Origin of the sequence: Paraburkholderia sp. MM5482-R2, from assembly GCF_050436125.1 — a bacterium.
Lineage (GTDB): Bacteria > Pseudomonadota > Gammaproteobacteria > Burkholderiales > Burkholderiaceae > Paraburkholderia > Paraburkholderia tuberum.
Genome location: NZ_JBNDLP010000002.1, coordinates 1,927,560 through 1,954,386 on the forward strand (window position 1 = coordinate 1,927,560; position 26,827 = coordinate 1,954,386).

General features: G+C 61.4%; 24 protein-coding genes and 1 pseudogene. 10 read left to right on the forward strand and 15 right to left on the reverse strand.

Going from position 1 to position 26,827, the window contains the following annotated elements; genetic code table 11:
• Positions 1-302 precede the first annotated feature (302 nt).
• A complete protein-coding gene (locus tag OKW37_RS11705; protein WP_429509823.1) occupies positions 303-1,577 on the forward strand; it encodes a methyl-accepting chemotaxis protein in 1,275 nt (424 codons plus the stop codon).
• Between the two features lie 86 nt (positions 1,578-1,663).
• Here the strand turns inward: OKW37_RS11705 and OKW37_RS11710 are convergent, their stop codons facing one another.
• The 6 genes from OKW37_RS11710 to OKW37_RS11735 all read right to left on the reverse strand — a co-directional run bounded on the left by OKW37_RS11710 (position 1,664) and on the right by OKW37_RS11735 (position 8,030).
• Positions 1,664-3,076: a purine-cytosine permease family protein gene (locus OKW37_RS11710; protein WP_429509824.1), complete on the reverse strand. Its 1,413-nt coding sequence runs from the start codon at positions 3,074-3,076 to the stop codon at positions 1,664-1,666.
• 107 nt (positions 3,077-3,183) lie between these two features.
• Positions 3,184-4,653, reverse strand: a complete 1,470-nt coding sequence (locus OKW37_RS11715) for an aldehyde dehydrogenase (RefSeq protein WP_429406356.1) — start codon at positions 4,651-4,653, stop codon at positions 3,184-3,186.
• A gap of 12 nt (positions 4,654-4,665) precedes the next feature.
• Positions 4,666-5,703, reverse strand: a complete 1,038-nt coding sequence (locus OKW37_RS11720; protein ID WP_429406354.1) for an LLM class flavin-dependent oxidoreductase — start codon at positions 5,701-5,703, stop codon at positions 4,666-4,668.
• An 11-nt stretch (positions 5,704-5,714) separates the two neighbouring features.
• Complete coding sequence (locus tag OKW37_RS11725) at positions 5,715-6,638, reverse strand: flavin reductase (protein WP_128598349.1); 924 nt, start codon at positions 6,636-6,638, stop codon at positions 5,715-5,717.
• On the reverse strand, positions 6,635-7,459 hold the full coding sequence (locus OKW37_RS11730) for an alpha/beta fold hydrolase (protein WP_429406352.1): 825 nt from the start codon (positions 7,457-7,459) through the stop codon (positions 6,635-6,637). Before OKW37_RS11730 ends, OKW37_RS11725 begins: the two co-directional genes overlap by 4 nt.
• Entirely contained in the window at positions 7,428-8,030 is a 603-nt protein-coding gene (locus OKW37_RS11735) for an amino acid synthesis family protein (protein ID WP_184063051.1), read from the reverse strand. The genes OKW37_RS11730 and OKW37_RS11735 overlap by 32 nt, the downstream gene beginning before the upstream one ends.
• A 250-nt stretch (positions 8,031-8,280) precedes the next feature.
• On the opposite strand from OKW37_RS11735, the gene OKW37_RS11740 reads away from it, so the two are divergent.
• Positions 8,281-8,574 carry a DUF1330 domain-containing protein gene (locus OKW37_RS11740; RefSeq protein WP_128598348.1) on the forward strand — a complete coding sequence of 98 codons (294 nt, stop codon included), beginning with the start codon at positions 8,281-8,283 and terminating at the stop codon, positions 8,572-8,574.
• Between the two features lie 236 nt (positions 8,575-8,810).
• Here the strand turns inward: OKW37_RS11740 and OKW37_RS11745 are convergent, their stop codons facing one another.
• Genes OKW37_RS11745 through OKW37_RS11765 form a run of 5 tightly spaced genes read right to left on the reverse strand, consistent with a single transcriptional unit; the run spans position 8,811 to position 14,076 of the window.
• Positions 8,811-10,478 carry an electron transfer flavoprotein-ubiquinone oxidoreductase gene (locus tag OKW37_RS11745; RefSeq protein ID WP_429406350.1) on the reverse strand — a complete coding sequence of 556 codons (1,668 nt, stop codon included), beginning with the start codon at positions 10,476-10,478 and terminating at the stop codon, positions 8,811-8,813.
• Positions 10,479-10,489: 11 nt separating this feature from the next.
• The gene (locus OKW37_RS11750) at positions 10,490-11,164 is read right to left on the reverse strand and encodes a HutD/Ves family protein (RefSeq protein WP_429406348.1); all 675 of its coding nucleotides are present in this window, start codon (positions 11,162-11,164) and stop codon (positions 10,490-10,492) included.
• Positions 11,164-12,096 carry an electron transfer flavoprotein subunit alpha/FixB family protein gene (locus OKW37_RS11755; RefSeq protein WP_429355301.1) on the reverse strand — a complete coding sequence of 311 codons (933 nt, stop codon included), beginning with the start codon at positions 12,094-12,096 and terminating at the stop codon, positions 11,164-11,166. The genes OKW37_RS11750 and OKW37_RS11755 overlap by 1 nt, the downstream gene beginning before the upstream one ends.
• Complete coding sequence (locus OKW37_RS11760; RefSeq protein WP_184063116.1) at positions 12,093-12,866, reverse strand: electron transfer flavoprotein subunit beta/FixA family protein; 774 nt, start codon at positions 12,864-12,866, stop codon at positions 12,093-12,095. The genes OKW37_RS11755 and OKW37_RS11760 overlap by 4 nt, the downstream gene beginning before the upstream one ends.
• A 22-nt stretch (positions 12,867-12,888) precedes the next feature.
• Positions 12,889-14,076 carry an NAD(P)/FAD-dependent oxidoreductase gene (locus OKW37_RS11765; RefSeq protein ID WP_102633961.1) on the reverse strand — a complete coding sequence of 396 codons (1,188 nt, stop codon included), beginning with the start codon at positions 14,074-14,076 and terminating at the stop codon, positions 12,889-12,891.
• A gap of 202 nt (positions 14,077-14,278) precedes the next feature.
• On the opposite strand from OKW37_RS11765, the gene OKW37_RS11770 reads away from it, so the two are divergent.
• Positions 14,279-15,244, forward strand: coding sequence for a LysR family transcriptional regulator (locus tag OKW37_RS11770; protein WP_184063043.1), 966 nt, complete (start codon positions 14,279-14,281; stop codon positions 15,242-15,244).
• A 24-nt stretch (positions 15,245-15,268) separates the two neighbouring features.
• Positions 15,269-16,063, forward strand: a complete 795-nt coding sequence (gene hutG, locus OKW37_RS11775; RefSeq protein WP_184063041.1) for an N-formylglutamate deformylase — start codon at positions 15,269-15,271, stop codon at positions 16,061-16,063.
• Positions 16,064-16,294: 231 nt separating this feature from the next.
• Here the strand turns inward: hutG and OKW37_RS11780 are convergent, their stop codons facing one another.
• On the reverse strand, positions 16,295-16,897 hold the full coding sequence (locus tag OKW37_RS11780; RefSeq protein WP_184063039.1) for a helix-turn-helix domain-containing protein: 603 nt from the start codon (positions 16,895-16,897) through the stop codon (positions 16,295-16,297).
• A gap of 190 nt (positions 16,898-17,087) precedes the next feature.
• Between OKW37_RS11780 and glnT the strand changes: the two genes are divergently transcribed.
• The 5 genes from glnT to OKW37_RS11805 all read left to right on the forward strand — a co-directional run bounded on the left by glnT (position 17,088) and on the right by OKW37_RS11805 (position 23,137).
• Positions 17,088-18,476 (forward strand): type III glutamate--ammonia ligase, encoded by a 1,389-nt coding sequence (glnT, locus tag OKW37_RS11785; RefSeq protein ID WP_429406344.1) that lies wholly within the window; start codon positions 17,088-17,090, stop codon positions 18,474-18,476.
• An 11-nt stretch (positions 18,477-18,487) separates the two neighbouring features.
• Complete coding sequence (locus tag OKW37_RS11790; protein WP_429406342.1) at positions 18,488-19,396, forward strand: class II glutamine amidotransferase; 909 nt, start codon at positions 18,488-18,490, stop codon at positions 19,394-19,396.
• On the forward strand, positions 19,384-20,073 hold the full coding sequence (locus OKW37_RS11795) for a protein glxC (protein ID WP_429406340.1): 690 nt from the start codon (positions 19,384-19,386) through the stop codon (positions 20,071-20,073). Before OKW37_RS11790 ends, OKW37_RS11795 begins: the two co-directional genes overlap by 13 nt.
• A gap of 49 nt (positions 20,074-20,122) precedes the next feature.
• On the forward strand, positions 20,123-21,484 hold the full coding sequence (locus OKW37_RS11800; RefSeq protein ID WP_429406338.1) for an FMN-binding glutamate synthase family protein: 1,362 nt from the start codon (positions 20,123-20,125) through the stop codon (positions 21,482-21,484).
• Between the two features lie 291 nt (positions 21,485-21,775).
• Positions 21,776-23,137 carry an ammonium transporter gene (locus OKW37_RS11805; RefSeq protein WP_429408419.1) on the forward strand — a complete coding sequence of 454 codons (1,362 nt, stop codon included), beginning with the start codon at positions 21,776-21,778 and terminating at the stop codon, positions 23,135-23,137.
• A 360-nt stretch (positions 23,138-23,497) separates the two neighbouring features.
• Here the strand turns inward: OKW37_RS11805 and OKW37_RS11810 are convergent, their stop codons facing one another.
• The gene (locus tag OKW37_RS11810) at positions 23,498-23,962 is read right to left on the reverse strand and encodes a tyrosine-type recombinase/integrase (RefSeq protein WP_429509826.1); all 465 of its coding nucleotides are present in this window, start codon (positions 23,960-23,962) and stop codon (positions 23,498-23,500) included.
• Between the two features lie 157 nt (positions 23,963-24,119).
• A pseudogene (locus OKW37_RS11815) lies at positions 24,120-24,317 on the reverse strand (phage integrase central domain-containing protein); the annotation flags it as partial.
• 233 nt (positions 24,318-24,550) lie between these two features.
• Between OKW37_RS11815 and OKW37_RS11820 the strand changes: the two are divergent.
• On the forward strand, positions 24,551-24,877 hold the full coding sequence (locus tag OKW37_RS11820; protein WP_184063025.1) for an integrase core domain-containing protein: 327 nt from the start codon (positions 24,551-24,553) through the stop codon (positions 24,875-24,877).
• Between the two features lie 148 nt (positions 24,878-25,025).
• Here OKW37_RS11820 and OKW37_RS11825 read toward each other — a convergent pair whose 3' ends face one another.
• Positions 25,026-26,726: a carbamoyltransferase N-terminal domain-containing protein gene (locus OKW37_RS11825; protein ID WP_429509923.1), complete on the reverse strand. Its 1,701-nt coding sequence runs from the start codon at positions 26,724-26,726 to the stop codon at positions 25,026-25,028.
• Positions 26,727-26,827 lie beyond the last annotated feature (101 nt).

Here is a 26,827-nt window from a genome sequence, read left to right on the forward strand (position 1 = left end):
ACATGAAAATCATTAAAAGCGTCTCCATCTCCAGCAAGATCTTCATCGCGTTTTCAGGCGCGATTTTCGTTTTTATTGTCAGCGCGTGCGTTTGTCTTTACAGCGTTCGGGCCATTGATCAGAAGCAGAAAGAGATCGAAGCATCGGAACAGATGTTGCGTCTTTTGAAAGACGGGACGGGCGACTATCTCAACATAATCTGGGCGGTTCTGGCGAACAACCTCAACGGGAAGGCGTCACACAAGCAATGGATCGTCGATCACCGCCCAGACTTTGGCGAAAAATTGACGAAGCTCCGCGCGATGGATCCCACGCCCGAAGGTGCGGCACTGGTCAACGAAGGTCAGCGGGAATACGACGCGTGGGTAAGAACGGTCGTCGACCCGCTCGTGGAGATGCGCAAGAAGGTGGACGCTTTTTCGGTGAACGTGAGCGACCTCTCCACGTTGACCGAGAGTTTCGGCTCATATCTGGGAACCGAAAAACTGATTGCGGCGGTCGGAAAGCTGGAAAGCTATGAGCAGCAGAGAGTGTCGGCGAATCGTGCGCAGCTCGATTCGCTGCGCACCTCGATTTACGCTAGCGTGCTCTGCGCGTCGTCGATTGCCGTGCTAGCGTCGATTCTCGCAGGACGATGGCTATCGCGCACGATTTCCCGGCCGTTGAAACAGGCCGTATCGGTGGCGACGTGTGTCGCCGAAGGCGATCTGACGAATCGCATCGAAGCGACGTCGACGGACGAAACCGGACAATTGATGCTGGCCATGAAGGCGATGAACCAGAGTCTCGCGGGCATCGTGGGCGGAGTTCGCTCCAGCGCCGATCGCATTGCGTCTGCGTCCAGCGAGATTGCCGTTGGTAATCTCGACCTGTCTTCGCGCACCGAGGAGCAGGCGAGTTCGCTGGAGGAGACGGCCGCGAGCATGACGCAACTGACCGAAACCGTGCGCCAGAATGCGGACAACGCACGTCAGGCCAGTACACTGGCGACGCGCGCGTCCAGCATGGCGGACGCAAGCAATGAAGCGGTGCACGGCATGGTCGAGACGATAGAACGCATCAGCGGCAGCTCGGACCAGATTTCGGAAATCACCGGCGTGATCGAAGGCATCGCTTTCCAGACGAACATCCTGGCCTTGAATGCGGCGGTCGAAGCCGCGCGCGCAGGTGATCAGGGACGCGGGTTTGCCGTCGTGGCGAACGAGGTGCGCGCGCTCGCCCAGCGCTCGGCAACAGCGGCGCGGGAAATCAAGGAACTGATCGGGTCATCGGTGGAGACAATCCAGAGCGGAGCGAGGCGGGCGCATAACGCAGGCGGCACGATGACCGAAGTGAAGCTCGCGATCAGGCAGGTGGCCGACATCGTAAGCGAGATCGCGGCAGCATCCGACGAACAAAGCAGGGGCATCGAGCAGGTGAACCAGGCTGTGAACCTGATGGACAAGGTCACGCAGCAGAATGCGGCGCTCGTCGAGCAGGCTGCCGCGGCGGCCCAGTCGCTGGAAGACCACGCGATGGATCTGAAAAATGCCGTTGCGGTATTCAATCTCGCGGATCACGCTGGGCAACACGCGTAGACCGTAGCGGCAACGCAGAACCGGCTCGTTGCAGCAACGAGCCGGCTGAAGATCGCAATTCAATAAACGCGATTCAACGGGCGCGGTTACTCGGACGCCGTGGCGCCTGCTGGAGCGCGGCGCGGGGAGCGTGAACCGTTGGTCGGCGCGAGCAGGTAGTAGGCAAGCGCCGTCGCAACGAGGCCGACCATCCAGGAAACGTCCGCACCGCCAAGCAGCGACGCCCAAGGGCCGTGGAAGAAGCTCTCTTCCATGAACGGCACCTGAACCGCAATGCCGAAGACGTACAGTGCGATCGCCGTCACATTGAACGAGCCGTACATGCCGCCGTCACTGCTGATGATTTCAGCGACGTGGTAGTGTCGTTTGTTGATGAGGTAGAAGTCGACGAGATTGATCGCAATCCACGGCGCGAGCACGATGCGCATCGCGAAGATTGCATTCAGGAAGATCGCGATGAAGTTGCTCGACGCCCACAACGCGGTGACGGTGGACCCGATCAGCAGGATCGTCGACACGACGACGCGAACGTTGCGGCCAGGCATCCAGTGCGGACGGAACGTTTGCGCGGCGGTGATGAAGGACAGCACAGCGCCGTACAGATTCATGCCGTTATGCCCGATGATGTTGACGAGGAAGAGGAAGATCAGCACATAGCCGAACATGCCCGTCTGCGTGCGGATGGCCTGCATGGCGTCGGTGGTATGGCCGGTACTCACGGCGACCACGCCGAACACGAATGCGAAGATCGTTCCCAGCGACGTGCCGAAGTAGGTGAATGCGAAGGTCTTGACGAACCCGGTGGAGCTCGGCAGGTAGCGCGAATAGTCGGACGTATACGGTGCGAAGCTGATTTGCCACACCGCGCAGAGTCCGAACATCGCGAACCAGCCGGAGAGATCGAAATGGCCCTGCTGGAAGACGTGGGCGTCGAGGCCCGGCGCCATCAGGATCATGCCGATCAGGAGCGCGCTGCCCATGAACCACGCACCAACCTTGTTGAAGCGATGGATGAAGTGATAGCCGATCACGCCGACCAGCGTCGCGAGAACGGCGCCCATCACTGTCGCAACCGGCACGGGAACCGGCGGGATAGCGGCGTGCAGCGTCTTGCCCGCGAGAATGATGTTCGAAACGAAGAACCCGAGATAGATCAGCGTGGTGAATTCCACCACGAGCAACGACCCATACCGGCCGAATTGCGCACGGCTCTGAATCATCTGCGGCACGCCGACGAGCGGCCCCTGCGCGGAGGTGAGGGCGTGGAAAATCGCGCCGAAGAATTGCCCGACGACGATGGCAAGAATGGCGCTCACCAGATCCAGGTGGAAAATCAGCACTGAGGTAGCGCCGGAAATCACGGCCAGCGGCGCGACATTCGTGCAGAACCACAAGGTGAAGAGATCGACCGGTTTGCCGTGCCGGTTTTCCGGCGCAACATACTCGATCGAGTTGCTTTCGATGGTCAGAACGCTGTTATCGTTCGCCGGGTTTGTCATCATGTCTCCATTTTTATACCAGACTGCGCCGCACCACGAACGCAATGCGTGTGGCGACAGCGCAGCCTTTACGGCTTTGAATCGATACGGCAGGGGAGCGCGCCCGTCTAGCGCATCACGAACGGGTCGCTGATCGGGTCGTCCGAGGTGCGAAGCCACACGGACTTCGTCGTCGTGTATTCGAGCGCAGCGGCGAATCCGCCTTCACGGCCATGCCCCGACAGTCCGAAGCCGCCGAATGGGACGAGCGGCGAAACCGCCCGATACGTGTTGATCCAGACGATGCCCGATCGAACGCGCTTTGAAACGCGATGGGCACGCGTGAGATTGGTAGTAAAGATGCCGGCTGCAAGACCGTAGGCTGTGCTGTTTGCCTTTTCGATTGCTTCCTGTTCGGTGGCGAACGTATCCACCGAAAGCACCGGCCCGAAGAGTTCCGTCGTAATACTGTCCGCGTTCGCGACACCGGTACAGTCCAGAATCGTGGGCGCGTAGTAGAAGCCGGCGCGCTCGATAGCCTTGCCCCCCGTCAACACTTTGGCGCCCTGGCGCACGGAGCTTGCAACGACCGACTCGATATTACGCAGTTGCCGCTCGGTGCAAAGCGGCCCGTATTCCGTTGCCATGTCGTTGGGCAAGCCGACGAGAATGCGCGAGACGCGTTCGACCAGCAACGCAAGAAACTCGTCCTTGACGGATGCTTCGATCAACAGACGCGAGCCCGCGACACAGCTCTGACCGCTGGCAGCGAAAATGGCCGCGACCTGTGCATTCACGGCGCTTTGAATGTCGGTGTCAGCGAATACGATGAACGGCGATTTGCCGCCCAGCTCCAGCGAAACCTTGGCGAGGTTATTCGCCGTGTTCGCGACAATATGCTTCGCGGTTTCGGGGCCGCCCGTGAAGGCGACTTTGTCCACCTTTGGGTGGCTGCTGAGCACGGCGCCGCATTGCGCGCCAAAGCCCGTGACCACGTTGACGACACCCGGAGGGAACCCGGCTTCGTGGACCACGCGAGCGAATTCGAGCAACGGGCCGGGCGCTTCCTCGGATGCCTTGAGCACCACCGTGCAGCCGGCGGCAAGCGCCGGCCCGAGCTTCACTGCGGAGAGGAACAACTGGCTATTCCATGGAACGATCGCGGCCACCACGCCAACGGGTTGGCGGTCGAGCCAGACCTGCATGTCCGGCTTGTCGACGGGAATATGGCTGCCTTCGAGCTTGTCGGCAATGCCCGCGTAATAGCGGTAGTACTCCGCCACGTACGCGATCTGGCTGGACGTCTCGCGGATGATCTTGCCGGTATCGTTGGTTTCAATTTCAGCGAGTCGCGGCGCAGCCTTTTCGAGGAGTTCGGCAAGCCTGTGCAGCAGTTTCCCTCTGGCCGACGCGGTGATGCCGGCCCACGCAGGATCGGTCAGCGCACGGCTGGCGGCGTCCACGGCGCGGTTGACCTCGTCGTTCCTGGCCTCGGGCATCTGCGCCCACACTTCGCCCGTAGCCGGGTTCACGCTTCCGAACGTCGCGGCGCCCGATTCGAACTGGCCGTCGATATAAAGCTGAAAATGAAAACTCATGGAATTACGTCCTCACTGAAAGGCCGGCATCACGTCGTTGATCATCCGTTCGAGCGACGCCTTCTTGCGCTCGAAGCTCATGCCGGTGTCGATCCAGAAGGAATACTCGTCGAAGCCGAGCGCTTCGTATGCCTTCAGGCGCGCGATCACCTCATCGGGCGTACCGATGACGTTGTTCTTGCGCATGGCTTGTGGCGTGTAGAACGGGTGAGCGGCGATCTCTTCCTTGCTCAGCGACTTGATCATGCCACGGCTTACCGGACGTTCGTTCTTGAACCATGCGCCGAAGTAGTTATAGAAGACGTTCACTTCGTCGGCCGCCAGTTGCGCGTCGTCCTCGCTGCTCGCGACATAGGTGTGGCGCAGCAACATGATCTGCGGGCGAGGCATGTCGCTGAACTTCTCGCATGCCGCGTTGAAATGGCCGGCGAGCTTCTCGACTTCTTCGTCGCCCATATGCAACGGCGTGACCTGGACGTTGCAGCCGTTCGCCACGGCGAACTCGTGGCTGTTCGGGTCGCGGGCGGCTACCCAGAGTGGCGGGTGCGGCTGCTGGAGCGGTCGCGGAGACGACGTTGTCGAAGGGAATTTCCAGAACTCGCCTTCGTGCGCGTAATCGCCTTCCCACAGTTTTTTCACTGCCGGAATGAGTTCGCGCATTCTCTGGCCGGCACCCCATGCATCGAGGCCCGGCAGCAGACGTTCGTATTCGAACGAATACGCGCCGCGTGCGATGCCCAATTCCAGACGGCCGTTGGTGATGATGTCGGTCATCGCCGCTTCGCCAGCAAGCTTGATCGGATGCCAGAATGGCGCGATGACCGTGCCGGTGCCCAGCCTGACGTTCTGGGTCTTGTTGGCCAGATCCACGAGGTTGAGGAACGGATTGGGCGCGATCGTGAAGTCCATGGCGTGGTGCTCGCCGGTCCAGACGGCGTGCATGCCGCCCCGGTCCGCGATCTGACAAAGCTCGACCATCTCGTCATAAAGCTGTTTCTGACTGGTCTGGTCGGAGACGCGCTCCATGTGCACGAAAAGTGAAAAACGCATGGGGTAACCTTTCAGGAAAGAAGCGGGCGGACGGTGCCCTGGCTATGGTCGCCGTAGTACATGCCGTAGCTCTTCAACTGGCTTTCCTTGCGGTAGCGTTCGAGCATGCTGGCGACGGCGGCGTCCTGGAACTGATTCGAGCCGATCTCGTCGAGACTCACGAATTCGCCCGCAACAGCGGCCTCATCCGGCGCGCTGCAGAGAAACGAGATGTACTGGTAGTGGGTTTCGGTGTTGTTGTACGCCGAATAGATGAAGCTTGCCGATGCGTCCGGCTGGTACTTCGCGAAGATCTCGGCGAGTGCCTTGTCGGCGCCTTCCTTGCCGATTTCTTTCGAAGGCAGACGCCATCTGTTGTCCGCGTCCCGCGTGAGCAGCACCTTGTCGTCGCGCGCGATGATCGCGCTCACGATGACTTTCGGGCCGGCGATCACTTCGGCCGATACCTTGGCGGGCGTGAAATAGCCGCCGCGGTAATAGCCGAGGCCCGCGTAGCCAGCAGAGTGGAATGCCTCGACCTTGCCGACGATGAGCGCGTGGTCGCCCGCATCGATCACCGTGTGCGTTGTGCAGTCGAACCACGCACTGACGTCGCCGATGAGCGGGTTGTTGTTCGCGCTCAGATGCCAGTTCACGTCGGCGAAGCGATCGTCGCTGGGCCGCGCGAAGGTATTGGATAGATCCTTCTGGCCTTCCGCGAGAATGTTGATGGCGAAGTGTCCCGTCGTGGAAAACGTCTGGTAGTTGCTCGACGTCTTTGCGATGCTCACGAGCAGCAAGGCCGGGTCCAACGAAACTGACGAGAACGAGTTTGCGGTAAAGCCGAGCGGCTTGCCGTCGTCTCCTGCCGTCGTCACAATTGTGACGCCTGTCATGAAGGCGCCGAATGCATCGCGCAGTTCGCGAGGATTGATTCTGGCGGTCTCTTGGGTCATATCACACTTCCGATTTCAACGTTTCGGCGAGATGCTGCGGTCTGCAGCCAGACGCGCAGGGCGCGATTGACTTCCTCGGGGGCGGTCAGGTTCACCATATGGCGCTCGTTGCGGATTACGACGGCACGACCGTTGTGGGCGGCACTGGCCATCTGTTCTGCCATCTCCGGGGTCGAATTCGCATCATCCGAACCGGTGAGCACGAGAGCAGGGCAGGCAATCGTATGCCAGCCGTCGGCGTACACTTCATCGCCACTCGCGAAGGCCGTATAGGCCGTGGCGTAACCTGCCAGATCGACGGATTTCAGCCAGGACTCGACCATTTGCGCCGCGATGCGCTGCGCTTCCCCGGCATTGAACCAGCGCCTGAGCGGTGTCTCGACGTCAATGGTTCCCGATCGAAGTTCGGCCGCGCGTTGCAGCACGGCGTCGCGGGCCTCCGGTGTTCGACGATACACGCCGTTCAGAACTGCTACGCGCCTGACCAGATCGGGCCGTGTGACGGCCACGCCCGCGGCAATCAATGAACCCATCGAATGACCCGCCAGATTGACGGGGCCTGCGTTCAGTGCTTCGATGAATTCGATCGCCCAATTCACGAATTGCTGCAATCCGGCATTCACGTCCAGCGCGGTGCTCGTGCCGTGCCCGGGCATATCGACCGAAATCACCCTGAATTCGGCCGACAGATCGTCGATCTGCGGGTGCCACGCACGCGCCTGCATGCCCACCCCATGAATCAGGACCAGTGGCTCCCCAGTTCCCTGCTCGAGATAGTGCGCGACGCGATTACTTGACAGATGCAGGATTGTTGAGGTCATTTCCGAGTTCTGCCAGATCTTTGTAACGATCGCCAATGCGGTGATGCGGACGGCCGCCGGTCGAGCCGCCAATTGCAATAACCAGTTCGTCCGGCGCCGGCGCATCGGCGATCGCGAACTGTAGCGTCAGGTAATGCGAACGGCGGCCTTCGTCGTTCTTGTCCATCATCGGGATCAGCAGCGGCGCATTTGCCGGGCCGCGCGTGTTGTTGAAAGCCAGATACGACTTGGCGCCGACGGCCGTGCGATAGATGTTGCCGAAGTGCAGCGTGTGGATCAGCGCGGACGCATGCTCGAGCTCACCGTCGAGGCCGACAATCGCGCTCTTGCCGAACGCCTCGACCGCTTCGCCTGACCCCGCCTCGTCAAGGATGAGCTTCGTGAGGTGCTCGCTGAGTTGCGGCGCGATTGCGCGAATCTCGGACGACAGATCTTCGACATAGCCTCGGCCTGCCCACGGGTTTTTGATGACGGCCGCCGCGCCGATCATCTTCAGCGGCTTCGCGGCGGCTTTGTCGCCATCCACGAAGACCGTCTCGACATGGAGAATAGATTTGCGAATCAGGCTCATGGCAAGGTGTCCCAAGGTCAGTTGTTGATGTAAAGTATTGTGGTATGCCATAGTACGGCGTACCATGAGTGTTAACCCTAGCGCACGGATGGCGGCCCAGAAAATGGCGTCGCCCGCGCTCAGGACATGAAATGCACTCGTGCGAGGGTCAATGTGCGCTGACGAGCGTCGCGCGAAGGAGCCGGAAATTCGACGTCAGCGTGTCAGGCGGTAATGGCTAAGAGATCTTTGAAGGTGGAAAGGAGGAAAGATGACTGCATACTGGATTGCTCATGTCACCGTGCTCAACCCTGTGAAATACAAGGATTACACCGACATCGCACCGCTGGCATTCAAGAAATTCGGGGCGGTTTTCCTGGCGCGTGGAGGCGCGTCGAAAGTGCTCGAAGGGGAGTCGTTCGAGCGCCACGTGGTTATCCAGTTCAGCGACATGCAAACAGCGCTGGATTGCTACAGTTCACCCGAATATCAGTCGGCCAAGCAGGCGCGAGACGGGCACTGCATCGCGCAAGTGTCGATTGTCGAGGGCTTAGACGGCGGATAGGCTTGCGGAGGTCCGTATTGCGCAAGCGAGATCATGAAGGTCTAGTGCCGTTCAAGAGGCTGCTTTGATGTTTATGTCAGTCACTGCCTGCGACCGTCGGCGCGAACCGCTTACTCTCGTTTCTTTGTAATACGTTGAAAAGGCCCTGTGCCATGGTGGTGGCAAATGCTTGTTGATTCGTCAGTGTTTACGAGACAGCGGCTTCAAAGTTGAAGCCGCTTTCTAATTTGACATGGTCACATGTTCGAATAATTGGGACCGCCACCGCCTTCCGGCGTGACCCACACGATGTTCTGCGTCGGGTCCTTGATATCGCAGGTCTTGCAGTGCACGCAGTTCTGCGCATTGATCTGCAAGCGGTCTTCGTTTTGCTCGTTCTTCACGAACTCGTAGACACCCGCCGGGCAGAAGCGTGACTCCGGCCCCGCGTAGGTCTGCCAGTTCACGTTGACCGGCACAGCCGGATCCTTCAGCGTCAGGTGCACCGGCTGGTTTTCTTCGTGATTCGTGTTCGAGATGAACACCGAGGACAACCGGTCGAACGTCAGCTTGCCGTCCGGCTTCGGATACGTAATCGGCTTGCACTGCGAAGCCGGCTTCAGCATCTCGTGATCGGAATGCTGATGATGCAGCGTCCACGGCACGTTGCCGCCGAGCAGCTTCTGCTCGAGACCGACCATCAGCGTGCCGAGGTAGAGACCCTTGCTCATCCACTGCTTGAAGTTACGCGCGCGATACAGCTCGGTGTAGAGCCACGACGTCTTGAACGCTTCCGGGTAGGCGCTCAGTTCGTCCGACTGGCGGCCGGCCTGCACGGCGTCGAACGCGGCATCGGCGGCGAGCATGCCGGTCTTGATCGCGGCGTGCGAACCCTTGATGCGCGACGCGTTCAGGAAGCCCGCGTCGTCGCCGACCAGCGCACCGCCCGGGAACACCAGCTTCGGCAACGACATCAGGCCGCCCGCGGTGATCGCGCGCGCGCCGTAGGACACGCGCTTGCCGCCTTCGAGAATCGCGCGGATCGCCGGATGCGTCTTGTAGCGCTGGAATTCCTCGAACGGCGACAGATACGGATTCGAATAGCCGAGGCCGACCACGAAGCCGACCACGACCTGGTTGTTGTCCATGTGGTAGAGGAACGAGCCGCCGTAGGTGTCGTTTTCGAGCGGCCAGCCGGCCGTGTGCATCACCAGACCCGGCTTGTGCCTGGCGGGATCGATCTCCCACAGCTCCTTGATACCGATGCCGTAGACCTGCGGATCGACGCCGTCGCGCAGCTTGAACTTCTCGTTCAGCTGGCGGCCGAGGTGGCCGCGCGCGCCTTCGCAGAACAGCGTGTAGTTCGCGTGCAGCTCCATGCCGAGCTGGAAGTTCCCGGTCGGTTCGCCGTCCTTGCCGATGCCGAGGTTGCCGGTCGCGACGCCCTTGACCGAGCCGTCGTCGTTGTACAGCACTTCGGCCGCCGGAAAGCCCGGGAAAATCTCGACGCCGAGCGCTTCGGCCTGCTGACCCAGCCAGCGCGTTACGTTCGCGAGGCTGATCACGTAGTTGCCGTGGTTCTTGAAGTTGTCCGGCAACGCCCAGTTCGGCACGCTCTTCGCGCCCGTCGCCGAGAGGAACAGGAAGCGGTCTTCGGTCACGTCGACCGTCAGCGGCGCGCCTTTTTCCTTCCAGTCCGGGATCAGTTCGGTCAGCGCGCGCGGGTCCATCACCGCGCCGGACAGAATATGCGCCCCAATCTCTGAGCCTTTTTCGAGGACGCACACGCCAAGCTCGACGCTTTTTTCCGCCGCCAGCTGTTTCAGGCGGATCCCCGCGGACAGCCCAGCCGGGCCGCCGCCGACGATGACGACGTCATATTCCATCGACTCGCGAGGACCGTACTGCTCAATGAGGTTGTGCATGGTCGAATGCCTTATTGCGCGGGCGTCCGGACGTTCGGTTCGATCGCAATCGACACCAGCTTTGCGCCGGGGCCGACATGATGCAGATCCAGCTCCTCGCTTCGGCCTTCGATCCAGATGCCATGCATCGGCGACAGCGTGACGTTCTTCAGCAACTCACTCGACAGGCTCCATCGTCCGGAGAGACTGATCAACAGTTGCACGCTTGCTGGCGTGATCCGCAGCGCGTTCGTCGCTACACTGACTTGCGTGCGGCAGGCTCCGCGCCGGGCCATCACGTTGAGTACCTGAACGGGCTTCGTCGGCAAGCTGACCCATACATGCAGGTCGCCGGAGAACTGCACAGGCTGGCCGGTTCGCGCGAGCAACTGGCCATCCTGCGAATGCAGATCGACTGTGCCGTCGTCGATCAGCAGCAGCGTGCGTTCGAAGCCAGGGAATTGCGAAAACCGCGCGGCGCCCTTAAGGTCCGCCAGACTCACGCGCCAGTCGGCTACGCCCGCCGGATTCGCACCACGAGCGAGGGTGCGGGTCGTACCGCCGCCGTTGACCCATGGTTCGGGCGAGACCGACGTGCAGTCGAGAAAGCGGACCGACGGCAGGTTGTCGTCGGCACGATGCGTTTTCAGATGACCCAGCGCTTCGCCGCTATCGCGCGAGATGGGGTTCGGCAGGTCGAGTTCCATCACGCTGCCCCTGCGCCGGCGTGGGCTTCGAGTTCACTTAATACATCGAACAGATCGCCGACGATGCCGTAATCCGCCACCGAAAAAATCGGCGCGTCCGGATCCTTGTTGACGGCGACGATCACCTTCGAATCCTTCATGCCGGCCAGATGCTGGATCGCGCCGGAAATGCCGAATGCGAAGTACACATCGGGTGCGACGGTTTTGCCGGTCTGTCCCACTTGCGTGGCGTTCGGCGCATAACCCGCATCCACGGCGGCTCGCGATGCGCCGAGTGCGGCACCTATGCGATCGGCGAACTCGCCGAGACGGACCATGTTGTCTTTCGATGCCAGTCCGCGGCCGCCCGAGATGACGACACGTGCCGTGCTCAGATCGCGTCCGGATTGTCCGGATGCCTGGCGCTCCAGTAGCTTCGTTTTCTTGAACGCGGCGACCGGTTCCGTTTCGACAATCGCGGCGGCACCGCCCGATGCCCGCGCCGCAACGAAAGATGAGGTTCGTACCGTGGCAAACGTCACGCGCGCTGTGACCGATACTTTGGCGATGACGCTGCCCGCATAAAGACCTCGCGTGAAGCGGCCTTGCGCGTCGATGCCGGTCACGTCCGCGAGAAACGCGCCATCGGTTAGCGCAGCGGCACGCGGCAACGCACTGCGGCCGAGATTGCGGTGACTCGCGACGATCAGCGTGTAATCGTGAGAGACGGCCTGAAGCTGCATGCCGAGCGTTTCGGGTACCTGAACATGAGCCACATCGCCCGTGATGGCGAGCACGCGCTCCACGCCGGTGATGCTGGCCGCAGCGTGGGCGCCTGCTGCCGGTACCAGGACGTCGACCGGCAAACCACGTTGCAACGCCGCAGTGACGGCGCGCCGCGTCGATTCCGCGAGCTCGCCATGCTCCCATTCCCCTACCACAAGGCTTCTCATACCGGTGCTCCCAGGTTGTCCAACGGACGCTGTGCGGCGAGCGCATCCAGCAGCGCGACGGTATTCGCGACCTTGATGCCGCCCTCGCGCACAGGCGGGTCTCGCAGTTCGACGATCGTCGTGCTCGGCGTCAGATCGACGCCGAGCGATGCGCCGTCGATCGTCACAAGCGGTTTCTGCTTCGCCTTGACGATGCTCGGCAGCGTGACGCGACGCGGCTCGGCCAGACGCAAGTCCGCGCTGATAACGCTCGGACCGTCCAGTTCCCACACGGATGTGCCGCCGTCATCGCCACACGTCACCTGCCAGTGAGCGTCGCGTGCGGACAACGCGCTTGCGTTCAGCGCCTGGGACCAGCCAAGCAACGCCGCGAGCATGGCGGCGACGCCGCCAATGTCGTTGTCGATTGCCTGCTTGCCGCATAGGACGAGGCCGAAGTCGCTCGTTGCCATGTACGCGCGCAGCGAGCGCGCGACGGCCAGCGAGTCCACGGTGGCGCTGGCGGCGCCAGTGTCGATCAGCACGGCGTCGTCGGCGCCCATCGCGAGGGCGGTGCGCAACACGTCCTGGCTGGTGGACTGGCCGCACGTCACCACCGTTACCTGGGAGGCCACGCCTGCCTCCCTCAGTTGCAGCGCCTTTTCGACCGCGCATTCGTCGAAGGGGTTGAGCGACATCTTCAAACCGGTTGTGTCGATCGCGCCGCTCGTGCTGACCCGCACGCGCACGTTGGCATCGACGACCCGTTTGACGGGAACGAGAATTCGAATGGTCATGTGGATAGGCTCCGGATCAGGACACGGCGCCCGCGCCGTATTTGCCGACCAGCAGCGCGCCGCTCGCGAACCGGCTCAACGCATAGGGGTCCAGCGAAACGTCAGTGGGCAGTCCGAGCGCATGCTGCGCGAGAATCTTACCGACCCCCGGCGACAGCTTGAAACCGTGTCCCGAGAAACCGAATCCCACCACCAGTCCTTCGATATCGCCAACTGAGCCGAGCACCGGATTCCAGTCGGGCGTGACGTCGTACACACCCGTCCATGACGACGCCAGACCTGCGGTCTCATAAGCGGGAAAGCGTTCGGCGACTTGCGCTCCGACTTCTCCGACGTAATCGAGCGAGATATCGCCTTGCTCGGTCTCCGGCGCATTCAACGTTTCGCCGACCACGCCTTCGGACACGAGCATCTGGCTGCCGCCATAGCTGCGGTAGTAAAGCATCCCGGCTGAGCCAAGATCCTTGAACGCGGGCATCTTGAACGAATAGGCGGCTGCGTCGCATTCCAGTGCAAGCACCGTATGACGTTCAGGCTTGACCGGCAATTCGACGTCCATCCACGCGGCCATCTCCGGCGTCCAGATGTTCTGCGTGCTGATCAGCGCGCCGCAACTGAACGAGCCCGCCGACGTCTGAACCCCAACCACCTTGCGGCCTTCGCGTACTACGCCGGTGACGCTCACGCCCTCCATGATCTTGACGCCTTGCCGGCGCGCCGCGCGAGCGAAGCTGGTCGCAACCAGATACGCGTCGGCGAAGCCCGCTTCCGGCTCGTAGCCGATCAACGCGGCGTCGTCGAATTGCGCGATCGGCAGGCGTTCGCGCGCCTCGGCCCGGTCCAGCAGTTGGACCTCGATACCCATGTCCTGCTGTGCGGTCAACGATGCGCGCAGCGGATCGATCTTGCCGCCGTCCGGTGCGGAAATCATGTAGCCGCATTTGACGAGACCGCACGATGCTTCGTCGTCGCCAACATATTCGGCGAAATTGTTGAAAGCCCACCACGACGAGCGAGCCAGTTCGACGTTCTGTTTCACCGAATAATGGGTGCGCAACAGACCGGACGACTGTGACGTCGTGCCCGCGCCAATGGTGCTGCGTTCAAGCACAAGCACGCTTTTCGCGCCGAGCGCGGCCAGATGATGGGCTACCGAGGCTCCGATCACACCGGCTCCGATCACAACAAAATCGTAATGGCTCATGTGAACCTCTGCGTTGAAGATGGAGCCGATTCTAGGCAACCGAACCCCACGGGACTTTTGTATTAGGCAAACTTATGGTGCAGACCGTGGATTGCTCATGGTCGGCAAGTGCCGGCAGAAAAAAAGCATCATGCACGCTCTTCCGTGACAAAAGAGGGCAAGAAGGCGAAAGGCGCCAGACGCGATAACCAGCGGAGTTTTCATGCGACGAACCCAACCTCCCATCGACCTGCGCGCGTTGCAGGCTTTCATCGCAGTCTGCGAGGCGGGGTCCATGACGGGCGCGGCGAAGCAGTTGGGCGTAAGCCAGAGCGCGATCAGCCAGGCCATTAGCGCGCTGGAGCGCGATCAAGGCGTCGATCTGTTCGATCGCGAAAGCCGGCCGCCACGCCCCAATATCGCTGGACGCGCATTGCTGGAACTGGCCGGTCCGTTGATCGAACATGCGCAGATGGTGAGCGCACGCGTCGGCGATGCGTCGCATGCAGGCAAGCTGCCGGTGCGGCTCGGTTGCGTGGATTCGTTCGCGGCCACCGTGGGGCCCGAACTGATCCGGGCGGTATCGGGCTCGGCGCGGCAGATCTCGCTCTGGTCTGGTCTGACGCCGGGCCTCAGCAAGCAGCTGCACGACCGTGAACTGGACGTGGCGATCTGCACGCAGACGTTATTGAGCGACGCACGGATTGTCGAAGTCCCGCTGTTTTCGGAAGCCTTCGTGGCCGTCGTGGCGCGACGTTATCTCGATCAGCGCAAGAACGTCGACTGGCGCACGCTCGCAGTGGAATTGCCGCTGATCCGCTATACGGCGCGCTCCGTGATCGGCCAGCAGGTTGAGCGGTTCGCGCGGCATCTTGGCATAGAGAGCGCGCGGCGCTATGAATTCGACGCGACCGATCCGCTATTGAGTCTCGTGGCCGCAGGGCTCGGATTCGCCATTTCGACGCCGCTCTGTTTGTGGCAGGCGCGTCATTATCTCGACGACATTGCCGTATTGCCGCTGCCCGATAGCCGTCTTGGGCGTCGTGATTTTTTTCTGCTGCATCGTCAGGGTGAATGGGACGATTTCGCGTCGGAGATCATCACACTCACACGTGGCGTGCTCGATCACAGTATCCGGCCGGCGCTGGCCCGCGTATTGCCGCATTTGCCCGATGGCGCGCTGCGCTGAGAAATAAACTTAAAGGAGTCAACGATGAGCGAGCTTTACAAGCTGCATATCGGCGATGCGCCATTGCTGATTTCGATCCCGCATCTCGGCATGGAGATTCCGTCGTCGTTGAAGCATGGGTATTCGGAGGTGGCACTGAGTGTGGCGGACACCGACTGGCATCTCGACCGTCTCTACGACTTTGCGAAAGCGCTGGGCGCGACCTTGCTGGGTGCGCGACTCTCGCGCTACGTGATCGACCTGAACCGGCCGCCGAACGACGAGAGTCTGTACCCCGGCCAAACGACGACGGGCCTTTGTCCGACGGAAACGTTTCGGGGCGAAGCGGTTTACCGGCCCGGCCAGGAACCCGATCAGGCGGAGAAGCAACGCCGCGTGGCTGCCTATTGGCAGCCATACCACACGGCATTGCAAGCGGAGTTGGCGAGGCTGCGCGAGCGGCATCCGAATGTACTGTTATGGGAAGCACATTCGATCGCGAGCGTACTGCCGCGCCTTTTCGACGCGAAGTTGCCGGATCTCAATCTCGGGACGCAAGACGGCCGCACCGCAAACGCGCTCGTGCAAAACGCAGCCGAACGAGCCGCTGCGGACAGCGCCTATACGTGGGTCGCGAACGGGCGCTTCAAGGGTGGTTATATCACGCGTCACTATGGCGAACCCGAGCGCGGTATCCACGCGGTTCAGCTTGAAATGTGTCAGTGCATCTACATGAATGAAGACGCGCCGTTCTCCTATCACGACGCGCGCGCCGCGGCGCTTCAACCGACGCTGCAACGCATGGTGGGCGGCGCGCTGAATGCGCTCGAGCACCTGTGACCACTTGTATAAGTCATGCTGTTGATTTATCTGAACCCGAGATGCCGTTCCTGTGCAGCGAGGCACCGCGCAGGTCGGTAAACCGCACTGCTTTGATGCGGTGAGGATCCGCGGAAGTCACCCGTTTCATGCCGTCGGTTCGCCCAAAGTGTTTCCCATCATGAATCTTATGTTCCTACGGGTAATCATGGCATGGAGGTTGCATAAGAGGTAGCGGCGAATGAAGGCGCATCAGTCCCGGTCACCTTCGCCGTACACGAAGATGGACAGGAACTGAATCGGCATTTTGATCAGCCGCTCGGGACCGTGGGGCACGTCGGCCTGGAAGGTGAGGGTGTCGCCGGGATGCAGGATGTACGTTTGCTGGCCGTGCCGGTACTCGATGACACCCTTGAGCATGTGGATGAACTCGGTGCCCTGGTGTTCGAAGACGGGGAAGGTTTCCGATTCATCGTCCATCGTGATCAGGAACGGCTCGAACAGTTTTTTGGGGCCCTGGTCGTAGGCAAGCAGGTGATAGGTGTGGCCGCGTTTGGTGCCTTTACGGACCACCTCCATGCCTTCGCCCTTCTTCACGAGCTGGGCGCCGCCTTCGGGAACGTCGAAGCGGCGGAACAGGGTGGACATCGACACACCGAGCGCATTGGCGATCCGGTTGAGCACGTCGAGTCCGGTGGAAGTCTGGGCGTTCTCGATCTTCGAGAGCATGCCGCGGCTGATCCCGGCCTGCTCCGACACCTGGGCGATGGTCAGCCCGTGGCGCTGGCGAAGTTCGCGGATCGTGGCACCCAGATAGCGTTCGAGCGAGTTTTTGCTGTCTTCGCCGTTTTGCATGGTTGAACCTCGTTGAAAGGCGTGAGGGTAGCAGATAAGAAAGGCCGCATTGCGCCCTGAATGTTTCTTGTTGGGAACTATTGTTGCACGGTAATAAATTTGTATTGATGCTGCGAACAGGCTCGCAGTGGGGTCGTGCAATGGGGCATGACTCGCCAATCAGCCAGCGATGGTGGTGCAAGGAGTGACGATGAACCTGAACGATGCGAGCAAGCTGCCGGTCAACGAGTTGGGTAGCGTGCCCCGCTTTGGCTCGGCTGAAGAGGCCCAGGACTATCTCACGCAACGCGGCGTGAAATACGTGCTGGCGCAATTCGTGGATATTCACGGGGTCGCGAAGGCCAAGTCGGTCCCGGTCGCGCATCTCGAGGGTGTGCTGAAGGCGGGCGCCGGCTTTGCGGGCTTCGCGATCTGGGGCGTGGGCATCGAGCCGAACGGTCCGGACTACATGGCGGTGGGCGATCTGTCGACGCTCACGCCGGTGCCTTGGCAGGACGGTCTCGCGCGAATCGTCTGCGACGGCCACGTCGACGGGCAGCCGTGGGCATACGACTCGCGCGTCACGCTGAAGAAGCAGGTCGCGCGCATGACACAACGCGGCTGGACGCTTTTCACCGGACTGGAGCCGGAGTTCTCGCTGCTCAAGCGCTCGGTGACGGGCGCGATCGAACCGTGCGACCCGAGCGATACGCTCGCCAAGCCGTGCTACGACTACAAGGGACTGTCGCGTACGCGGGTCTTCCTGGAAAGGCTCACCGAATCGATGCGCTCGGTCGGCATCGACGTCTATCAGATCGATCACGAAGACGCGAACGGCCAGTTCGAAATCAACTACACGTATACCGATTGCCTGACTTCGTGTGATCACTACGTGTTCTTCAAGATGGCCGCCTCCGAGATCGCAAACGAGTTAGGCATGATCTGCTCGTTCATGCCCAAACCCTTCGCGAACCGTCCGGGCAACGGCATGCACATGCATATGTCGATCGGCGATGGCGAGCGCAATCTGTTCTCGGACAAAAGCGACAAGCTCGGCATGGGGCTGTCCACGCTCGGCTACCAGTTCACCGCGGGACTGCTCGCGCATGCGCCGGCACTCGCCGCGCTATGCAATCCGACAGTCAATTCGTACAAGCGTCTCGTGGTGGGCCGCTCGCTGACGGGCGCGACATGGGCGCCGGCCTACATCAGCTATGGCGATAACAACCGCTCGACGATGGTGCGCATGCCCGGCGAGCGCATCGAACTGCGTCTGCCCGACGGCGCATGCAATCCGTATCTCGCGACGGCCGCTGTGATCGCCGCGGGTCTCGACGGCGTTGAACGTGAATTGTCACCGGGCGCGCCGGCCAACGAAAACCTCTACGACTGGTCGCCTGCGAAGTTGCGCGAGCACCAGATCGGCATCCTGCCGCAGAACCTCGAACAGGCGCTCGACGCACTCGAAAGGGATCGACTGATCTGCGATGCGCTCGGCCCCGTCGCCGACGAATTCATCAAGCTCAAGCGGATGGAATGGCTCGAGTACATGCGTCATGTCTCGGACTGGGAAATGAAAAGTTATCTGGAATTCTTCTAAGGGGTACGACTATGTGTGGAATTGTAGGCTTGCTGGTCAAGACGCCGGCACTGCGCGCGCAACTTGGTCAATTGATGGTGCCGATGCTGATCGGCATGACCGAGCGCGGCCCGGACTCGGCCGGACTCGCCGTGTTCGGCAGCGCGGTCGACGAAAGCCAGCGCAAGCTGAGCCTGTATGCGGGCTTTACTGACGCGGGAAACGACTTCGACTGGAACGCGTTGCTCGATGCGCTCAACGGCGCGATCGACGTGAATGCGCGCGTCGAGACAAAGGGCAATCATGCGGTGCTGACCGTGAACGGCAATGTCGAAACAGTGAAGGCGTGGCTCACCGAGCATTTCCCGAAGCTGTTCCTGTTGTCCACCGGACGCTCGATCGATCTGTACAAGGACATCGGCTCGCCTGCCGAGGTCGCGCAACGTTACGACTTCTCGAACCTCACAGGCTCGCATCTTGTCGGCCATACGCGGATGGCGACCGAGTCGGCGGTCACGCCGGATCGCGCGCACCCGTTCACGGCCGGCGAAGACTTCTGCCTCGTGCATAACGGCTCGCTCTCGAATGCGCATGGCGTGCGCCGCAAGCTGGAGCCGCAAGGTATCCGCTTCGAGACGGACAACGACACCGAAGCCGCGTGCCGCTTTCTCGAATGGCGGCTGCGTGAAGGGGATGAACTGCCGGTCGCGTTGCAGAAGGGCTTCGAAGAACTCGACGGCTTCTACACGTTCCTGATGGGCACCTCGACCGAACTCGCGCTGATTCGCGATCCGTTCGCGTGCAAGCCGGCGGTGGTCGCGGAAAACGACGACTACGTGGCGATCGCCTCCGAGTTTCGCTCGCTCGCGCACTTGCCGGACATCAGGAACGCCAAGGTATTCGAACCCGCACCCGAGGAGATGTATGTATGGAAAGCATGACGTTTGACCTTGAAGGGTCGTCGGTACGCGCGCTGAACCAGTACCTGCATGGCGAGAAAGAAGCGCTCGAAGGCGTCAAGGTGGATATCACGTCGCCGAACGGCGCGCACAACATCGCGGTGGGCGTCAACGCGCACGTGACGGTCACGGTGCAAGGACACGCCGGTTATTACGTGGGCGGCATGAACCAGCTCGCGACGATCGTCGTCGAGGGCAGCGCCGGCACCGGCGTCGCGGAAAACATGATGAGCGGCAAGGTCCACGTGAAGGGATTTGCATCCAACGGCGCGGGGGCGTCCGCACATGGTGGCCTGCTCGTGATCGACGGCGATGCGGGCTTGCGCTGCGGGATTTCGCTCAAGGGCGGCGATATCGTGGTCGGCGGCTCGGTGGGCAGTTTCTCCGCCTTCATGGCGCAGGCCGGCCGCATGGTGATCTGCGGCGATGCGGGCGACGCACTGGGCGACTCGCTGTATGAAGCCGTGCTGTATGTGCGCGGCGAGGTGAAGTCGCTCGGCGCGGATGCGCAGTACGAACCGATGACCGAAGCGGACGTGACGGCGGTCAGCGCATTGCTCGACGCCGCGGGTCTCGGTCACGACCCGCGCTCGTTCAAGCGCATTGCATCGGCCCGCACGCTCTACCACTGGAACGCTGACGCGGACCAGGAGTATTGAGCGCTGCCTGCAGCTGCAATCGAACAACCAGTTCACAGAGAAGATTTCCATGGAAGCCAAACCCATCCATTTCGCCCGCTTGCAGCAGGAAGAGTCGCAAGGCTACGACCGCAAGACAATTGACTACATCCACACCGCCGCGCAGCGCGGACTCTATGAAATTCGCGGTCTCGGAGCGAAACGCCGCGTGCCGCATTTCGACGATCTGCTGTTTCTCGGCGCGTCGCTCTCGCGCTATCCGCTCGAAGGATATCGCGAGAAGTGTACGACACAAACGGTGCTCGGCACGCGCTTCGCGAAGAAGCCCGTTGTGCTGGATATTCCGATCACGATTGCGGGCATGAGCTTCGGCGCGCTGTCGGCGAACGTGAAGGAAGCGCTCGGCCAGGCGGCCACCGCGATGGGCACGTCCACAACCACCGGCGACGGCGGCATGACGCAGGAAGAAAGACGCTCATCGAAGACGCTCGTGTATCAGTGCCTGCCGTCGCGTTACGGCTGGAATCCCGACGACGTGCGCCGCGCCGATGCGATCGAAGTCGTGATCGGTCAAGGCGCGAAGCCGGGCGGCGGCGGCATGCTGCTCGGGCAGAAGGTGAACCCGCGCGTCGCCTCCATGCGCACACTGCCCGCGGGCGTCGACCAGCGCTCGGCGAGCCGTCATCCGGACTGGACCGGTCCCGACGATCTGGCGATCAAGATTCAGGAATTGCGCGAAATCACCGACTGGGAAAAACCGATCTACGTGAAAGTCGGCGCGACGCGCACGTTCAACGACGTCAAGCTGGCCGTGCATGCCGGCGCCGATGTCGTGGTGATCGACGGCATGCAGGGCGGCACCGCCGCCACGCAAACGTGTTTCATCGAGAACGTGGGTATTCCAACGCTGGCTGCGGTTCGTCAGGCCGTGGACGCGCTCGAGGACCTGAACATGAAGGGCACGGTGCAACTGGTCGTGTCGGGCGGTATCCGCTCCGGCGCGGACGTGGCCAAGGCGCTCGCCATGGGCGCCGATGCGGTCGCGATCGGGCAGGGCATGTTGATGGCGCTCGGCTGCAATAGCGACACGTACTTTCAGAACGGCGCGCTGCATCCGGCGACGGCGGACTATGCCGCGCTCGGCACGTCGCCGGGGTTCTGTCATCACTGCCACACCGGCAAATGCCCGGTCGGCGTGACGACGCAGGACGCCGTGCTCGAACAGCGCGTGCAGGCGGAAGAAGGATCGCGCCGCGTGCGCAACTACCTGAAGACGCTGAACATGGAGTTGACGACGATCGCGCGGGCCTGCGGCAAGCAGAACGTGCATCACCTGGAGCCCGAGGACCTCGTTGCGTTGACCGTGGAAGCCGCCGCAATGGCGCGTATTCCGCTGGCGGGTACGTCGTGGATTCCGGGGCAGACGTACTGATCGGTGCAGGATTCGACGCCCGGTGCGGGGCTCGCCATGCGAGTAACGCCGGGCGTCGGGACTGTCGCGGAGGTTGATGCATTGTGTGCGGCGCTAACGGAGGACCGCGCCGCGGCGGTCGGGTATCGCCGCTGGTTTAGACCAGCGTAGCAGTCGCCATTGGATTCTGTTTTACCCCACACTCATCACGGTCACCGCCTGCTCGCGCATGGTCCATCGCGCACGAGCACGCTTCGACGTTTTCTACAGGATCGCGCAATGAAAAGACTGAACAGGGTTTTTGCGTTACTCATGATGCTGGCGTTCGCTGTGCCGGTGTACTCGCAGAACGCCGCAGCCGCACCAGTGCCGAACAAGGGCGATACCGCCTGGATGATCGTCGCCACGCTGCTCGTCGTGATGATGGCCGCGCCGGGCCTCGGGTTGTTTTACGGCGGCATGGTGCGTGCCAAGAACATGTTGTCCGTGCTGATGCAGACACTCGTGGTGTTCTGCCTGCTTGGCGTATTGTGGGCCGTGTATGGCTACAGCATCGCCTTCACCGAGGGCAATGCCTTCTTCGGCGGTTTGAGCAAGGCGTTTCTTGCCGGCATTACGCCGGACTCGACGGCGTCGACGTTCAGCAAGGGTGTCGTGATTCCGGAATTCATCTATGTGTCATTCCAGTTGACGTTCGCGGCGATTACCCCGGCGTTGATCATCGGCGGCATCGCTGAGCGCGCCAAATTCTCCGCGGTGCTGCTTTTCATGGTGCTGTGGTTCACGTTCTCATATCTTCCGATTGCACATATGGTCTGGTACTGGCCTGGTCCCGATGCCTACACAAGCGCTGCCGCGGGCGAAAAGGCGACCGCGACCGCGGGCTTCCTGTTCCAGAAGGGTGCGATCGATTTTGCGGGCGGCACGGTGGTGCACATTAACGCGGGCATCGCGGCGCTGGTCGGCGCGGTCATGATCGGCAAGCGTACCGGTTTCGGTCGCGAAACGATGGCACCGCATAACCTCACGATGACAATGGTGGGCGGATCGCTGCTGTGGGTCGGCTGGTTCGGTTTTAACGTCGGCTCGAACCTCGAAGCCAGTGGCGCGGCCACGCTGGCGTTCATCACGACCCTGCTCGCCACATGCGCGGCCACCGTATCGTGGACGCTGGTGGAATGGGTGCTGAAGAAGAAGCCGTCGATGCTCGGCGCGGTGTCCGGCGCGATTGCCGGACTCGTCGTGATCACGCCCGCATGCGGCTACGTCGGGCCCATGGGGGCGATCGTGATGGGCTTGATCGCCGGGGGCGTCTGCTACTGGGGCGTGAACGGGCTAAAGCGTCTGCTTGGTGTCGACGACTCGCTCGACGTGTTTGGTGTGCACTGTCTCGGGGGAGTGGTTGGCGCACTGCTGACGGGCGTGTTTGCGTCGCCGAGACTCGGTGGCACCGGTGTCTACGATTATGTCGCTAACAAGGTCGGCGACTACGATATGTTCGCTCAGTTGATCGCGCAGTGTTGGGGCGTGGGTATCTCCCTGGTCTGGTCGGCGGTGGTATCGATCGTCGCGTTCAAGCTGGTCGACATGACGGTCGGACTGCGTATCGAACAGGAGGGTGAGCGGGAAGGGCTCGATGTCAGTTCGCATGGGGAATCAGCCTACCATTCCTGACATTCGGCAGCGTGAAGGAGCTGGCTTTGGGGTGCAAAAATTGGCACTACGTGGCCGGTGACAAGGGACATGAAAGGTGCCGGCTCTTATGCTGCATGTCACGAATGTTGATTCGAGCGATAGACGTCGGCAATCAAGCGTAGAGTGAGAGACCATCTCGCCAGCAGCTGCAACGAAAATTCCCGTCCTGTGGCCCCAAAATGTCGACCGCACCTTGGACAACCAGGCATGGTCGCATGCATGCTCCACGTTAGCCGGAAACAACCTCCCGCGAGGGCTCCGCGGCTCGGTCGGGTCCGGCGGTGCGAGGTCGCCGTGTTCCGGCTGGCGCCATGCTGATGTAATGGCACCAGGCCTGAATCATTTGCGCCGCTTCTCAAACATGTCGCTGCGGAAGTAGGCGGCTTCTGCCTTGTTGCTCAGCGTATGCGCAAGCGCTGCTTCGGCGAGCTCGCGAGGGTAGGCAGTTATTTCGGCACACCAGTCGCGGAACGTGGAGCGGAATCCGTGAACCGTCAGTTCCGGATAGCCTGCCTTGCGCAGCAACTGAAGCATGGCCATGTTCGACAGGCCGGTTCCCGCCTTCCATCCCGGGAAAACGAAATCGCTCCTGCGTGCTTTCTTCATCTGCGTCAGAAGTTCGATCGCGCGGCTGGACAGCGGGACCCGGTGTTCGCGCTTCGCCTTCATCCGTGTCGTCGGAATGATCCATACCGCCTCCCGCAGATTGATCTCTTCCCAGGTGGCTGCGATGACCTCGCCGGAGCGCGTCGCAGTAAGAATCGTGAATTCGAGCGCTCGCGCCGTCACGGCCGGGCTGCGCATGCAGCCCGGTGACAAACGCGTGGATGTCCTTGAAGGGAAGGGCTGCGTGATGTTTCTGCCGTTGTACCGAGGCGGGACGGGGCAACAGGGTATCAAGATGATTACGCCAGGTCGCCGGGTTGTCGCCGGTGCGCAGGCCGCGGGTTCTGGCCCACGCCAGCACGCGCTCCAGGCGGCCGCGTACGCGGGACGCAGTTTCGTTCTTGCTGACCCAGATCGGTTCCAGGATCTGCACGATATGCTGGGTATCGACAAGCCCGACATCGAGCTTGCCGATGACGGGCATCGCGTAAGTGTCGAGGGTATTGGTCCACTGGTCGGCGTGCTTGGGGTTTTTCCACCCCGGGCTGTGCATGGCAATATATTGACCAGTTGTATTCCTGCGATATCACGTATTTGCCGACGACGATCCGTGGGCATTACTTTTATCTGTGCCTGTTTCTGGATGTATTCAGTCGCAAGATAGTGGGTTGACAGATCTATGCGGAGGAAAGCAGCGCGCTGGCCAGCGAGGTTCTCAGGGACCTCTGCCCGCGTGAAGCGATACAGCCTGACCGGGTGATTCTGCATTCGGATAACGGCGGCCCGATGAAAGGCGCGGCGATGCTTGCCACACTCCAGGCGCTGGGTGTCATGCCGTCGTTGAGTCGCCCGGGCGTGAGCAACGACAACCCCTGTTCCGAGTCGCTGTTCAAGCCCATGAAGTACCGGCCCGCTTACCCGCAAGGCGTTCGATACCCGTTCGCCGCGCGCAGCTGGGTGGGCGCACTGGTGTGCGGGTACAACGACGAACATCGTCACAGCGCGATCCAGTTCGTGACGCCGCCGCAGCGTCATGCCAACCTTGATCAGGACATTCTGGATCGGCGCATGGCGCTCTACAAGACTGCCCGGCAGCGCAATCCGCTGCGATGAAAGGCCGCACGCGCAACGGGCAGCGCGTAAGTGCTGAGCATCTGAACCCGGATCGAACTCACAACCTGCCAGGCACTCCGCAGCGCGATCAGCAGGAGCGAAAGGCCGTCTGAACTCAAACGTTGAGGCGACAACTACCTTGAAAATTTCAGAAGATGGCATCGAGGTTCCGCGGGTCGATGAGCAACCTCCGCCCGGGGGATAAGTGCTTGCGAAAATCGAGCCAAGGGAGGCCGGCTGATCGTCTTCGGACCGTAGCGATAGAGCGAGCTGCCGGGACAATGACTGCGTCGTACTGACCACTGAGCTGCAACGTCAGCAATCTTCGAACGGCGACGTAGCGAAAAGTGTTTCGTCGACTGACGGCGAAAGACCAGTCCTGGTCAGTAACAAACCATCGCACCACACACGTTCGACGCGTCCCCACGCACAGGCTGAAGCAGCGTCCGGGAAGAAACCTCGTCCGTGATAGTTGGCGCTCGTGTTGCAGAGCAACGGAATACCCGTCAGCTTTTCGTATTCGACCAGAAGTTGCGCCACCGGATGCTCGGAAGTTCTTGAAATGGTCTGCAATCGGGCAGATCCGTCGAGATGCACGACGGCAGGGATTTTTTCTCGCCACTCCGCGCGCGTCTGATGATCGAACAACATATAGGGGATCAGGGCTCCCCGGGCTAAAAATGGTCGGTGCACGATCCTCAAGGCATATTGGCGCCACGGGACGGAAGTGCTCTCGAAACTTGATGTCGTTGAGATGATCCTTCATTGTGGGCAAAGTCGCGGCGGCCAGAATGCTTCTGCCCCCCAATGCTCGTGGTCCGAGCTCGGCTCGGCCGGCAAGGAAAATGACGGGCTTGCTACTGGCGAGTATGCTGGCGAGTTCTGCAATGGAGCAAGTAGACGCCGTCCATCCGGGCGGTACTTGGCAACCTTTTAAGGCCGGTCCGCTATATACCGACCACTCCAGCGGCACGAAGCCCTTCTCGGCTGCCAGCGCGCAACAAGCGGCGCCAATCGCAGACCCGCTATCGTTGGGAAACGGCGGCACCCAGATTGCGTCGAACAAACCGCTCGCGCGCAGGGCGCTGTTCCATTTGATATTGAGTCCGCATCCGCCAGCGACGCACAAATTTTTCGGGCCCGCAATCGAATGGCGCTGCAGCGCGATACCCATTTCATGAACGAGAAGACGCTCGAGGAATACATGAAACGAGGCGAGTACGTCTTCGGGCGGCTTGGCTTCTAGTCGCAGCGCGCTTGCTTCGAAGAACTCTCCTACAGCCGCTAGTGACGCGTCCGCGCTGTGGATGTTCTCGCGATAAGCTTGTGCACACTCCGTGTCGCCAGCAAAGCGTGCCTGATAAAGCTCGCGAAATACCTCAACGATATCTTCGTCAACGGAGCCCAGCGCGATGTAAGCCATCAGCTTGCCGGCCACACCCAGATCCCACCGGGCGCCGCCCGGCTTCTTATAAGGACCAAAGTGATGACCCGCCGCAGCGTAGATGTGACCTATCACGGGGAACAGGCAGTCAACATGGCGGGCGTGGTGGCGTTCTACATGATAGAGGCGTGGGACGATGCCACCATCCCACACCAAACAGAATGCAGGTTGCCCGCTTTGGGCAAAGGGACTGGTGCAGTACGCGGAGGCCACATGGCCTGACACGTGAGGATAGCTTTTATAAGGAAAGGACTGGCCGCCGACAAGCAGTCCGGAGCCGTCGAGCGAAGCGAGAAGATCATCGGCTCGGCGTTCGGCATAAGGAGCCCCTTTCAGGCTGACGGGAATCGACCCACTGAGGACCCGAAACTGCGACTCGACTACTCCGTGGCACGCAAGCGCGATGCTAGATGCGGGTTCTGGCTTTCGGCCCGCCGACCGCCGATTTGTTTAACCATCACCGGCCCTCGACATCGGCTAAGCGGAATTGTCTCGAGGAAGCCGGA

Coding starts and splice junctions, on each gene's coding strand:
- OKW37_RS11705 (WP_429509823.1), top strand. CDS start 303: ATGGATCCCACGCCCGAAGGTGCGGCACTGGTCAACGAAGGTCAGCGG.
- OKW37_RS11710 (WP_429509824.1), bottom strand. CDS start 3,076: ATGACAAACCCGGCGAACGATAACAGCGTTCTGACCATCGAAAGCAAC.
- OKW37_RS11715 (WP_429406356.1), bottom strand. CDS start 4,653: ATGAGTTTTCATTTTCAGCTTTATATCGACGGCCAGTTCGAATCGGGC.
- OKW37_RS11720 (WP_429406354.1), bottom strand. CDS start 5,703: ATGCGTTTTTCACTTTTCGTGCACATGGAGCGCGTCTCCGACCAGACC.
- OKW37_RS11725 (WP_128598349.1), bottom strand. CDS start 6,638: ATGACCCAAGAGACCGCCAGAATCAATCCTCGCGAACTGCGCGATGCA.
- OKW37_RS11730 (WP_429406352.1), bottom strand. CDS start 7,459: ATGACCTCAACAATCCTGCATCTGTCAAGTAATCGCGTCGCGCACTAT.
- OKW37_RS11735 (WP_184063051.1), bottom strand. CDS start 8,030: ATGAGCCTGATTCGCAAATCTATTCTCCATGTCGAGACGGTCTTCGTG.
- OKW37_RS11740 (WP_128598348.1), top strand. CDS start 8,281: ATGACTGCATACTGGATTGCTCATGTCACCGTGCTCAACCCTGTGAAA.
- OKW37_RS11745 (WP_429406350.1), bottom strand. CDS start 10,478: ATGCACAACCTCATTGAGCAGTACGGTCCTCGCGAGTCGATGGAATAT.
- OKW37_RS11750 (WP_429406348.1), bottom strand. CDS start 11,164: ATGGAACTCGACCTGCCGAACCCCATCTCGCGCGATAGCGGCGAAGCG.
- OKW37_RS11755 (WP_429355301.1), bottom strand. CDS start 12,096: ATGAGAAGCCTTGTGGTAGGGGAATGGGAGCATGGCGAGCTCGCGGAA.
- OKW37_RS11765 (WP_102633961.1), bottom strand. CDS start 14,076: ATGAGCCATTACGATTTTGTTGTGATCGGAGCCGGTGTGATCGGAGCC.
- OKW37_RS11770 (WP_184063043.1), top strand. CDS start 14,279: ATGCGACGAACCCAACCTCCCATCGACCTGCGCGCGTTGCAGGCTTTC.
- hutG (WP_184063041.1), top strand. CDS start 15,269: ATGAGCGAGCTTTACAAGCTGCATATCGGCGATGCGCCATTGCTGATT.
- OKW37_RS11780 (WP_184063039.1), bottom strand. CDS start 16,897: ATGCAAAACGGCGAAGACAGCAAAAACTCGCTCGAACGCTATCTGGGT.
- glnT (WP_429406344.1), top strand. CDS start 17,088: ATGAACCTGAACGATGCGAGCAAGCTGCCGGTCAACGAGTTGGGTAGC.
- OKW37_RS11790 (WP_429406342.1), top strand. CDS start 18,488: ATGTGTGGAATTGTAGGCTTGCTGGTCAAGACGCCGGCACTGCGCGCG.
- OKW37_RS11795 (WP_429406340.1), top strand. CDS start 19,384: ATGGAAAGCATGACGTTTGACCTTGAAGGGTCGTCGGTACGCGCGCTG.
- OKW37_RS11800 (WP_429406338.1), top strand. CDS start 20,123: ATGGAAGCCAAACCCATCCATTTCGCCCGCTTGCAGCAGGAAGAGTCG.
- OKW37_RS11805 (WP_429408419.1), top strand. CDS start 21,776: ATGATGCTGGCGTTCGCTGTGCCGGTGTACTCGCAGAACGCCGCAGCC.
- OKW37_RS11810 (WP_429509826.1), bottom strand. CDS start 23,962: ATGCGCAGCCCGGCCGTGACGGCGCGAGCGCTCGAATTCACGATTCTT.
- OKW37_RS11820 (WP_184063025.1), top strand. CDS start 24,551: ATGAAAGGCGCGGCGATGCTTGCCACACTCCAGGCGCTGGGTGTCATG.